Here is a 9,555-nt window from a genome sequence, read left to right as displayed (position 1 = left end):
AATGGCAGTGTGTGGAGTGCGGTACGCTCCATGATCGGGATGTAAATTCCGCACTGAATATTCTTGCGCTCGGGCATGAGCGTCTAGCAGTAGGAATCTCCGTCCTTTAGGTCGGGGAGGATGTCAATGATTCATCACGACCTACCTATAAGCAAAACATGATAGATACTTAAAATTTTTTATCTTTGATATTTTTATTAAAATCTAATTTTCCAATCAAAATTACAAAATTATTCGTTTTTACAAATTAAATAAGAATAATTATCCTTTAGCTATCCACACAGAAAACGGTCAAAGCAGCAGAAGGAGTATTCACATGAGCCATATTCAAAAATTTGTCGCCAACAATCAACGCATGTTCAAAAAAACTTTAAGCTACTACATCATGCACATCACCGTGGCGATGGTGGTCGGTTATATAGTCACAGGCAATATTTGGATGGCCATTACCTTAAGTTTGGTCGAACCGACAGTACAAGCTGTTGCGTATTTCATTCACGAGCGGATTTGGGAAAAGAAAGCACAAACGCAAGATTCTAAAATTATCGCTTAATGGTTTTATAGATTCTGCTTGTGAATATTCCATTTCAGTTTGAGATCATCTTGGTTGCAGCCCACGATGATCTTTTTTTATCTCTGCTGTATCTCTACAAGATCATCCCGAATGCATAGTTTAAAAATAAGTAGAATTTGTTTTGATTAATTCTAATTTTTTCTAAATAATAAGCACAGTAATAAAAAATCTTTATGGATGGTGCAAATGAATCTTGCAGCCTTTGAAGCCTTTGTTAAAGTCATGGAAACAGGTTCTATTTCTTTGGCAGCAGATCAGTTATTTATTACCCAACCTGCGGTGACCAAACGTATTCACAGCCTAGAAGACTATTTTGGCGTGAAACTCTTTGAATCAGCAGGTCGTGGAGTGCAAGCCACGCATGCAGCACATTCATTATTACCCAAAGTCAAAAACTGGCTGAATGAACTGGGCGATATTCACCACACCCTCAGTCATGAGCAAGGACAGGTTCAAGGCAAACTGAAAATTGGTACCAGTCATCATATTGGTTTACACCATTTACCCAATCATTTGCGTGAATATGTGCAAGAATTTCCCAACGTCACGCTAGATGTGCATTTTGTCGATTCTGAACAGGCACATGAACAAGTTTTGGCGGGCGATTTAGAACTGGCTTTTCTGACCTTACCGCCTAAATTAGATGAACGTCTGTCTTATGTCACCATTTGGAATGATCCATTGGTGTTTGTGGTTGCGCCTTTTCATCCTCTTGCACATCAGAAAAACCTGCAATTGACCGATTTACTCGCCTACCCAAGTTTGTTGCCTGCCGCGCAAACTTATACCAGTCAAATCACTTTGGCAGAATTTGAAAAGCAAGGCGTCAAACCCAAAGTTACCATGAGCAACAATCCGTTAGAATCAATTCGGATGTTAGTGTCAATTGGTTTGGGATGGTCTGTTTTACCTAAAACGTTGGTCAATCAGGACTTACAACAGTTAGATATTGACTTAGAAATGAACCGTCAATTGGGCATGGTATGGCATCCGGGACGGACGCAATCACGCGCTGTTTTAGAATTGATTGAGATGATGAAACACTAAAAGATTAATGGTTTCTTTTGAATGAAAAACACCCTCAGACACGATTGTACTGAGGGTGTTTTTTTATTGGCTCAACTTGGACACAAGTGAAGTCTTAACGACTCACCGAATCTTCATGCAAAGATTCATTCAATTGGTCTACCACAATTGCCCATGAACCATCCGATTTCATTTTTTCGACGATAAACTGACGCTGTGCTTCCGTCCAAAATTCTGCCTCGGCAATTGTTGTTTCTGCATTCAATTGATGCGTTTCAATAAATTGCTGAATCGCAGCTTCACTGGCATCCAAACCCAGTTGTTCAAATAAATGTGTCATTCTTGGGCGTACACCACTCATTTTTTCACTCCTGATCATTTTTAATTCTTGTCTTACCTTAGCATGCCTATTCTAAAAATGAATGACATAATCCAACATTGCAGCAAATAAAAACAAAACAGAAACAAGCGACTAGTTACACCTGATACAGCAACAATTGCACTAATCTAAGCTTTAAATTGACCAGTCCTGCACATCCCACCCTTGCTCTTCCGCCAAAGCCTGTAAACGTGCATCTGGGTTTACCGCAATGGCATGATCGGCATATTCCAGCAAGAAACGGTCGTTAATGGAATCTGAATACGCCCAAGACTCAGTCACATCGCGGCCTTCTAGCCATTGCTCCAAACGCACTAATTTGCCTTTTTGGTAACATGCGGTGTTAATCACTTTGCCTGTATATTTACCATCGACTACTTCCGCATTGGTGGCAATAATTTCAGTAATGCCAAATTCACGAAAAATAGGTGCTGTAATAAAGTCAGAAGTTGCGGTGATGCCCACCAATTCATGTCCTAAAGCCTGATGACGCTGAATTGCTTTAAAACCTTCAGGACGCATTTGCGGACGAATCACCTTTTGCATAAATAATTCATGCAATTCGGTCAGGTATTGATTGTTGTGCTGAGTTAAAAATTCAAATACAAATTCGTTATATGCAATTGGGTCGAGCTGCCCTGCCTTATAGTCTTCATAAAACTTGTCGTTCATGGCGCGATGACGGACTGGATCGACCAAACCTTCATTTACCAAAAACTCACCCCAAGAATGATCTGAATCAGTATTTAACAAGGTGTGATCGAGATCAAATAGCGCCAATTTCATGAAAATACTCGTAAAAACTGAAATTTAAGAAAAAAATTGTAAATCTATCTCCGCTAGTCGATAGAAATTCGTTAAGATCATAGCAATTTTAACATTATTTACACTTTGCGTTTTCGAGTTGGAGAAAAGAAATCATCATCCCCGAGTGCAAAGTCATAAATTAAACAATATTTAGGTAGCCAAATGATCGACTCAGAAGGTTTCCGACCCAATGTCGGGATCATTTTGGCAAACGAGTTTGGACAAGTTTTATGGGCAAAACGCATTGGTCACAATGCATGGCAATTTCCGCAAGGAGGTATCCAATATGGAGAAACCCCTGAACAGGCACTTTATCGTGAGCTGAGAGAAGAAGTTGGCTTACTGCCCGAACACGTCCAAGTTATCGCGCAAACTAAGGGTTGGCTGCGTTATCGTTTGCCACATCGGTATATACGCACGGATTCAGATCCCGTATGTATTGGTCAAAAACAGAAGTGGTTTTTATTGCAACTGACAGCGTCAGCGCATCATATTCGGCTGAATTTGTCAGACCCACCCGAATTTGATCAATGGCAATGGGTCAGTTACTGGTATCCGCTTGGTCAGGTCGTCAATTTTAAACGTGACGTCTACCGTAAAGCGATGGTGGAATTGTGCAATCAATTGCCCCTGAAAAAACCTTAAAATTTGCATGAAGATGTAGATTTTTTAGCTTATTGTTATAGGGTCATCTGTGGTGTAAAACTGACCTCAAATCATTGATTGGAATATGGAGTAGCGCGTATGTCGAACATGCAACTGGATACCCTTAGACGCATTGTACAAGAAATCAATGCGTCCACCAGTTTGCATGAATCACTCGATATTATGGTCAATCAGGTCGCAGAAGCCATGCATGTGGATGTCTGCTCTATTTACCTGTTAGATGAACGCAATCAACGCTACTTGCTCATGGCATCAAAGGGTTTAAATCCTGAGTCCGTGGGGCATGTGTCATTACATACCAGTGAAGGTTTGGTCGGTTTAGTCGGACAACGTGAAGAAATTGTCAACCTAAACGATGCGCCCAAACACGAACGCTTCATGTATTTACCCGAAACAGGCGAAGAAATTTATAATTCCTTCCTTGGCGTGCCTGTCATGTATCGTCGTAAAGTGATGGGCGTTCTTGTGGTGCAAAACAAGGATAAACAAGACTTTTCTGAAGCGGCAGAATCCTTTTTAGTGACGCTCTGCGCCCAGCTTTCTGGTGTCATTGCGCATGCGCATGCCGTGGGCAATATTGATGTATTCCGCAAACCCAACAACCTGCCTGCCTACAAAACCTTTCAGGGCGTATCGGGTTCAGGTGGGATTGCACTGGGTCGTGCGGTAATTCTGTATCCCCCTGCAGATTTGGCGGCTGTGCCTGATCGTGAAGCTGAAGACATTAGTGAAGAGTTAGAATTACTAGACAACGCACTAGATGCAGTGCGTCAAGAAATTCAGGCACTAGATGACAAAATGCAGGATGCCTTAATGGCAGAAGAACGCGCTTTATTCAGTGTGTTCCTACGCATGTTGGATGAAAATGCCCTGCCTGCAGAAATTAAAGAACTGATTCGTGAAGGTAACTGGGCACAAGGTGCAGTGCGTATTGTAATTGACAATCACATTGCCCTATTTTCGCAAATGGAAGATGACTATTTACGCGAACGTGTTTCTGACCTGAAAGATTTAGGGCGTCGTATTCTCGCCTCTTTACAAGAAGCCGATGCCAGTCACCGTGAACTGACCGATGAAAGTATTTTAATTGGCGAAGAAATTTCCACAGCAGCTTTGGTAGAACTACCTGTCGATAAAATTGCAGCGATTGTTACCACCGAAGGCGCAATGAATTCTCACATGGTCATTGTGGCACGTGCTTTGGGTATTCCAACCGTAGTTGGCGTAACTGAATTGCCCATCAACAGCCTAGACGATGTGGAAATGATTGTAGATGCGCACCAAGGTCGGGTGTTTATCAACCCGCCACGTCGCATGCGGACGCGCTATAAAGAAATTCAAAAAGAAGAAGAACAGATTGCCAAAGACCTCAAGCAATATGAAACCAAAGACGCGATTACCCCTGACGGCGTAGCGGTAAAATTGTATGTCAATACAGGCTTGATGATTGACGTAGTGCGTGGCGTACAACGCGGTGCTAAAGGTGTTGGTTTATATCGTTCTGAAATTCCATTTATGCTACGTGACCGTTTCCCGGGCGAAGAAGAACAGCGTGCTATTTACCGCCAACAGCTCAGTCACTTTGCCAACAAACCTGTGGTGATGCGTACGCTAGATATTGGCGCAGACAAGGACTTGCCGTACTTTTCGATTGAAGAAGAAAACTCAGCCTTGGGTTGGCGCGGGATTCGCTTCACGCTAGATCATCCTGAAATTTTTTCTTCGCAAATTCGTGCCATGCTCAAAGCCAGTATTGGTTTGAATAATCTGCATATTTTGCTGCCAATGATCACCAGTGTCAGCGAGGTTGAAGAAGCCTTGTATTTGCTCGATCGTGACTTGCAAGCAGTGCAGGAAGAAGAACAGGTTAAAATCACCAAACCGAAAATTGGCATTATGGTAGAAGTACCGAGTGTGCTGCTGCAAATTGATGAATTTGCCCCGTTGGTGGATTTTTTCTCGGTAGGATCAAACGATTTAACCCAGTATTTATTGGCAGTGGATCGTAACAATCCGCGTGTGGCCAACGTCTATTCACACTTTCATCCTGCAGTACTGCGCGCCTTAACCCGCTTGGTGAAAGAATGTCATAAATATGACAAGCCTGTGAGCGTTTGTGGCGAAATGGCAGGAGATCCGCTGTCTGCGGTAATTCTGATGGCAATGGGCTTTAATACCCTGTCGATGAGTTCAAGTAATATCTTGCGGGTGCGTAAAGCAATTTGTCATGTACCGATGACCGATGCGCAACATTTATTAGATCAGGCGTTAAAAATGAATAATCCGCTGATGGTGAAAAGTCTGATGGAATATTATTTTAAAACCCATGGCTTGGGCGATATGGTGAAACTAGCGACACGTATCGTATCTCCATAAAACTTAGTTTAAGCCTCAAGCAACACACCATTCACTCCAAAAACAACAAGGGCGATAATCATCGGAATATCGCCCTTGTTTGTGTTTGCTATAGCCTCGTTTGGCATTTTTCTTACGGTCTACAAAAACCTGACTTTTGTTGACCTCGTGCATATGCTTGGCCACAAAGTTATGCTGAATAAGCTCAGGCTGTTTTTTCTTTGCCATTACGCTGTTCCTTTCGGTTGATCATGGAAATGAGCAGTGTCGCTACTCTTTTAGATGGAGATGTTGAGGGAAAATTCAAGCCAATTGCTTCTGCATAACGTGACTATTCTCTCACCAATGTTCCATATTAAATTGGGAAGCCGATCATACGCTTTTTTGTACATTTTACAAGCGATTTTCACTCAATAGTGCTAAGATAAAAAGAAGGGTAAATAAATTATTGCGCCACTTTATCAGATTTTTCTGACGGTTATTTTTGAAGGCTATTTTAAAGAATACTCAGCGGCTTTACCCATACAATTATAGCATGAAATTCTAAAAAATTTTATTACTTTGCAAAGACTTAGTAGTTATAAAATCCGCTAGAAAAACTGCAATGATTGGCTAATATGAATATAGAAGATCAGTTTAACAAGACCATTAAAAATAGGAGTCAAATTCATGATTTATGAAGTTTCTGGAGATATTTTACTGAGCGAAGCACGTGCGCTTGCTCACGGTGTTGCCCCTAACGATAACTTTGCAACTGGTTTGGCTTTAAGTCTGCGTGAGCACTGGCCTGCGCTATATAAAGACTTCCGCAACTATTGCCATATTTACCATCCTAAAGCGGGTGAGCAATGGACTTGGGTCAATGCCGAAGGTCAACGCATCGTCAACCTGATGACTCAGGAAGCGGCTTATGACAACGGTTCAAAACCAGGTAAAGCATCGACAGAATACGTCAACCGCACTTTGAAAAACTTAAAACAGTTGATTGAAGAAGAGAAAATTGAAAGCTTGGCATTACCGCGTCTTGCAACAGGTGTAGGCGGTTTAGATTGGGAAGATGTACGTCCACTGATCTACAAACACTTGGAAGATTTGGATATTCCAATTTACATCTACACTCTATATCAAAAAGGTGTAAAAGCTGAAGAGCCTGCGAAATAAGTTTCGCTGAAGCAATCAGCTTTGCTACAAGCGAGCGTGATTGATCACGACTCGACTGCAATATACGGTTCAATTCACCCGTTTGGTTTTACCAAGCGGGTGAATTTTTTGTGCAGAATCAAGTAGCAAGGGATGCTATGCTGAAAATGCACGCTGCAAGATGGATGCAACATCGACCTGTTTAGGTTTAAGCATACCCACCACTTGCCCATGCAATGCACTATAACGCGACTGAATAAAACCTTCTGCCACAAAACTTGGCGCATAACGCAACAACAAAACCGCTTGTGCCAAAATCACCAAACGGCTCACCAAAGCACGTGCCATAAATTGTAAATCGTTGCTGTTCGTGGTCTGCAATAACTGCTGCAAACCATCTAATTCACTGCCCAAAATAGGATGAGTAACGGCAGTGCGAGCAAAATCCTGCAATAACACCTGAATCAGCTCAGGTTCTCGCTGCATAGCGCGTAGTACATCCAGACACATGACATTGCCTGAACCTTCCCAAATGGTATTTACAGGTGCTTCTTTGAAAATACGTGCCATGATGCTGTTATCGACATAACCATTGCCACCAAAAACTTCCATCATCTCACCTGTAAGTTCCACCGCGCGTTTGCAAATCCAGAACTTTGCAGCAGGGGTCATTAAACGCTTCCATGCCAAAGACACAGCATCATCGCTTTCATAACAATGTGCCAAATGAAAACTGAGCTGTACCGCAGCTTCAGTTTCCAAAGCCAAATCTGCCAAGACTGCCTGCATTAATGGCTGATTCGCCAAAGTCTGTCCAAATGCTTGACGTTGTCGAGTATAGGCAAGGCATTGCACCAAGGCTTGACGCAGCATGGCACCACTGCCCACAGCACAGGTTAAACGAGTGTAGTTCGCCATTTCAATAATGGTGGGAATACCGCGCCCTGCTTCGCCAATCATGATGCCCCACGCCTGCTGAAATTCGACTTCAGAACTGGAGTTACTCCGATTTCCCACTTTGTCTTTTAAACGCTGTACCTGAATATTATTTTTTCTGCCATCTTCTAACCAACGCGGTACAAAGAAACAAGCCAAACCATCTTGTTCGGTATTGGCGACCACCAAATGTGCATCACACATTGGTGCAGAGAAAAACCATTTATGACCTGTGAGCAAATAGGCTTGCCCACGCCCTGTTGCTGCGACTGGAATGGCAAGCGTTTGGTTGGCACGTACATCTGAACCACCCTGCTTTTCGGTCATGCCCATGCCCAACCAAATAGATTTCTTTTGTGAAATCGGCACATCACGCGGGTCATATTCATGCGATAACAGTTTTTCGCCCATGCTTGCCCATAATTCAGGTTCACGCTGAATGAGCGGAATACTGCCTAAAGTCATGGAATTTGGACATAAATTGCCACACTCAACCTGTCCCGCCAAATAAAAGCGACTGGCCCAATCGACCCATTTTGCCGTAGATTGCGGTTGTTTAAATGGATGTGCATGCGTGTCAAACTTGCGATTCAGCGCCATCCAGTGATGCCACGCAGGATGAAACTCCACTACATCTTTACGACGTCCACGTGCATCGAAGGCATGTAAAATAGGCGTATGCCGATTGGCTAAATCGGCATAGTGATAATATTCTGCCGATGCTGCAATATGTCCCAATTCGCTCAGTCGAGTCTGATCTTGACTGCCATAACGGGTTAAAATTTCTTGTAAAACCGTATCGGTTTCAAATAAGTTATAGTCTTGTAATTCATCAAACTGATTTTGAATTTGATGGGTCATCCATGTCTGCATTGTGTCACTCCTAGACAAACGCGATGCTATCATTGCATTTAGTATAGAGAAAAATATGTGCTCAGGTGTTCGGCTTTATTTATGAAAAATTCTGAGGTTCAAGTGCGCCGTAAGCCGCGCCAATCGCGGGCTAAACTGACTCAAGAGGCTTTACAGGAAAGTTTTGTTCGGCTTTTGCATGAACGCTCGGCAGCTGAAATTACCATTCGTGAAATTACTAATTTGGCAGGTGTCGGTTTAGGCACTTTTTATGAATACTTTGCCAAGAAAGAAGATTTACTGGCATTGACGATTCACCTGCAAGTCAAACAGCATGCAGAACACTTAAAAAGTTATGCCCAACAGCAACTTGAGTTATCCACAGTTGTTGAAATAAACCGCTATATTGCAACCATCATTCAGTTTCAGCTTCAGCAAATTCAGGCACAACAATGGCTTTGGGCGCAGACTTTTTTACTGGAACGGCAGGTATCACACATTGAAACTTACCAAAAAAGTTACAGCATGATGCTACAGATGTGGCAACAGATTTTCGCACCTGTCATACACAATGCCGAACAACAACTGCGCCTTGCTTTGAATCTGCATCGCATCAGTTATGGTTTTATTTCGCAAAGTTTATTAATCAATCCACATTATCAAGATTGGGATGCCTTGCACACCGATATTTCATTGGCGATTCAACCGTTTTTAGCAGCAGTTTCAGACATTTAGTGCAGCAAAACTGATTATTTAGTTTACAAAGATTTATCGAATACACCAATCATAAACAATAAATTTATCTATTTGTAAAATTATA

Annotated in this window: 11 protein-coding genes; 7 read left to right on the top strand and 4 right to left on the bottom strand. The window is 42.3% G+C overall.

Annotation, left to right across the window (positions count from 1 at the left end):
• The 3 genes from FTU09_RS10165 to FTU09_RS10155 form a co-directional block, all read left to right on the top strand.
• Positions 1-110: transposase (locus tag FTU09_RS10165; RefSeq protein ID WP_179990606.1), on the top strand; the 110-nt coding region annotated here is incomplete at its 5' end.
• A gap of 206 nt (positions 111-316) precedes the next feature.
• Positions 317-553: a DUF2061 domain-containing protein gene (locus tag FTU09_RS10160; RefSeq protein WP_004976091.1), complete on the top strand. Its 237-nt coding sequence runs from the start codon at positions 317-319 to the stop codon at positions 551-553.
• 207 nt (positions 554-760) lie between these two features.
• Positions 761-1,621: a LysR family transcriptional regulator gene (locus FTU09_RS10155; protein ID WP_136144730.1), complete on the top strand. Its 861-nt coding sequence runs from the start codon at positions 761-763 to the stop codon at positions 1,619-1,621.
• 94 nt (positions 1,622-1,715) lie between these two features.
• Here FTU09_RS10155 and FTU09_RS10150 read toward each other — a convergent pair whose 3' ends face one another.
• Together FTU09_RS10150 and FTU09_RS10145 are read right to left on the bottom strand one after the other, a co-directional pair.
• A complete protein-coding gene (locus tag FTU09_RS10150; RefSeq protein ID WP_004976087.1) occupies positions 1,716-1,961 on the bottom strand; it encodes a DUF2789 family protein in 246 nt (81 codons plus the stop codon).
• A gap of 153 nt (positions 1,962-2,114) precedes the next feature.
• A complete protein-coding gene (locus tag FTU09_RS10145; protein WP_179993533.1) occupies positions 2,115-2,765 on the bottom strand; it encodes an HAD family phosphatase in 651 nt (216 codons plus the stop codon).
• A 183-nt stretch (positions 2,766-2,948) separates the two neighbouring features.
• On the opposite strand from FTU09_RS10145, the gene FTU09_RS10140 reads away from it, so the two are divergent.
• A complete protein-coding gene (locus FTU09_RS10140) occupies positions 2,949-3,431 on the top strand; it encodes an RNA pyrophosphohydrolase (RefSeq protein ID WP_004976084.1) in 483 nt (160 codons plus the stop codon).
• Positions 3,432-3,530: 99 nt separating this feature from the next.
• Complete coding sequence (ptsP, locus tag FTU09_RS10135) at positions 3,531-5,828, top strand: phosphoenolpyruvate--protein phosphotransferase (RefSeq protein WP_004976082.1); 2,298 nt, start codon at positions 3,531-3,533, stop codon at positions 5,826-5,828.
• A 15-nt stretch (positions 5,829-5,843) separates the two neighbouring features.
• On the opposite strand, the gene FTU09_RS10130 is transcribed toward ptsP, so the two are convergent.
• The gene (locus FTU09_RS10130; RefSeq protein ID WP_004976081.1) at positions 5,844-6,035 is read right to left on the bottom strand and encodes a hypothetical protein; all 192 of its coding nucleotides are present in this window, start codon (positions 6,033-6,035) and stop codon (positions 5,844-5,846) included.
• Positions 6,036-6,476: 441 nt separating this feature from the next.
• Here FTU09_RS10130 and FTU09_RS10125 point away from each other — a divergent pair, with 441 nt between their 5' ends.
• The gene (locus FTU09_RS10125) at positions 6,477-6,968 is read left to right on the top strand and encodes a macro domain-containing protein (RefSeq protein WP_154321076.1); all 492 of its coding nucleotides are present in this window, start codon (positions 6,477-6,479) and stop codon (positions 6,966-6,968) included.
• A 135-nt stretch (positions 6,969-7,103) separates the two neighbouring features.
• On the opposite strand, the gene FTU09_RS10120 is transcribed toward FTU09_RS10125, so the two are convergent.
• Positions 7,104-8,756 (bottom strand): acyl-CoA dehydrogenase family protein, encoded by a 1,653-nt coding sequence (locus FTU09_RS10120; protein ID WP_179991222.1) that lies wholly within the window; start codon positions 8,754-8,756, stop codon positions 7,104-7,106.
• Positions 8,757-8,837: 81 nt separating this feature from the next.
• Here FTU09_RS10120 and FTU09_RS10115 point away from each other — a divergent pair, with 81 nt between their 5' ends.
• Positions 8,838-9,470, top strand: a complete 633-nt coding sequence (locus FTU09_RS10115) for a TetR/AcrR family transcriptional regulator (RefSeq protein WP_131261060.1) — start codon at positions 8,838-8,840, stop codon at positions 9,468-9,470.
• The last annotated feature ends 85 nt before the right edge of the window (positions 9,471-9,555 follow it).

The sequence above is a fragment of the Acinetobacter sp. YH12058 genome, assembly GCF_013419805.1.
GTDB classification, from domain to species: Bacteria; Pseudomonadota; Gammaproteobacteria; order Pseudomonadales; family Moraxellaceae; genus Acinetobacter; species Acinetobacter towneri.
Note: the sequence above shows the minus strand (reverse complement) of the source record. Positions and strands in the feature narration are given on the sequence as shown.

What these genes read in the sequence shown, in the direction of transcription:
- FTU09_RS10160 (WP_004976091.1), top strand. Translation starts at nt 317, where the DNA reads ATGAGCCATATTCAAAAATTTGTCGCCAACAATCAACGCATGTTCAAA.
- FTU09_RS10155 (WP_136144730.1), top strand. Translation starts at nt 761, where the DNA reads ATGAATCTTGCAGCCTTTGAAGCCTTTGTTAAAGTCATGGAAACAGGT.
- FTU09_RS10150 (WP_004976087.1), bottom strand. Translation starts at nt 1,961, where the DNA reads ATGAGTGGTGTACGCCCAAGAATGACACATTTATTTGAACAACTGGGT.
- FTU09_RS10145 (WP_179993533.1), bottom strand. Translation starts at nt 2,765, where the DNA reads ATGAAATTGGCGCTATTTGATCTCGATCACACCTTGTTAAATACTGAT.
- FTU09_RS10140 (WP_004976084.1), top strand. Translation starts at nt 2,949, where the DNA reads ATGATCGACTCAGAAGGTTTCCGACCCAATGTCGGGATCATTTTGGCA.
- ptsP (WP_004976082.1), top strand. Translation starts at nt 3,531, where the DNA reads ATGTCGAACATGCAACTGGATACCCTTAGACGCATTGTACAAGAAATC.
- FTU09_RS10130 (WP_004976081.1), bottom strand. Translation starts at nt 6,035, where the DNA reads ATGGCAAAGAAAAAACAGCCTGAGCTTATTCAGCATAACTTTGTGGCC.
- FTU09_RS10125 (WP_154321076.1), top strand. Translation starts at nt 6,477, where the DNA reads ATGATTTATGAAGTTTCTGGAGATATTTTACTGAGCGAAGCACGTGCG.
- FTU09_RS10120 (WP_179991222.1), bottom strand. Translation starts at nt 8,756, where the DNA reads ATGCAGACATGGATGACCCATCAAATTCAAAATCAGTTTGATGAATTA.
- FTU09_RS10115 (WP_131261060.1), top strand. Translation starts at nt 8,838, where the DNA reads ATGAAAAATTCTGAGGTTCAAGTGCGCCGTAAGCCGCGCCAATCGCGG.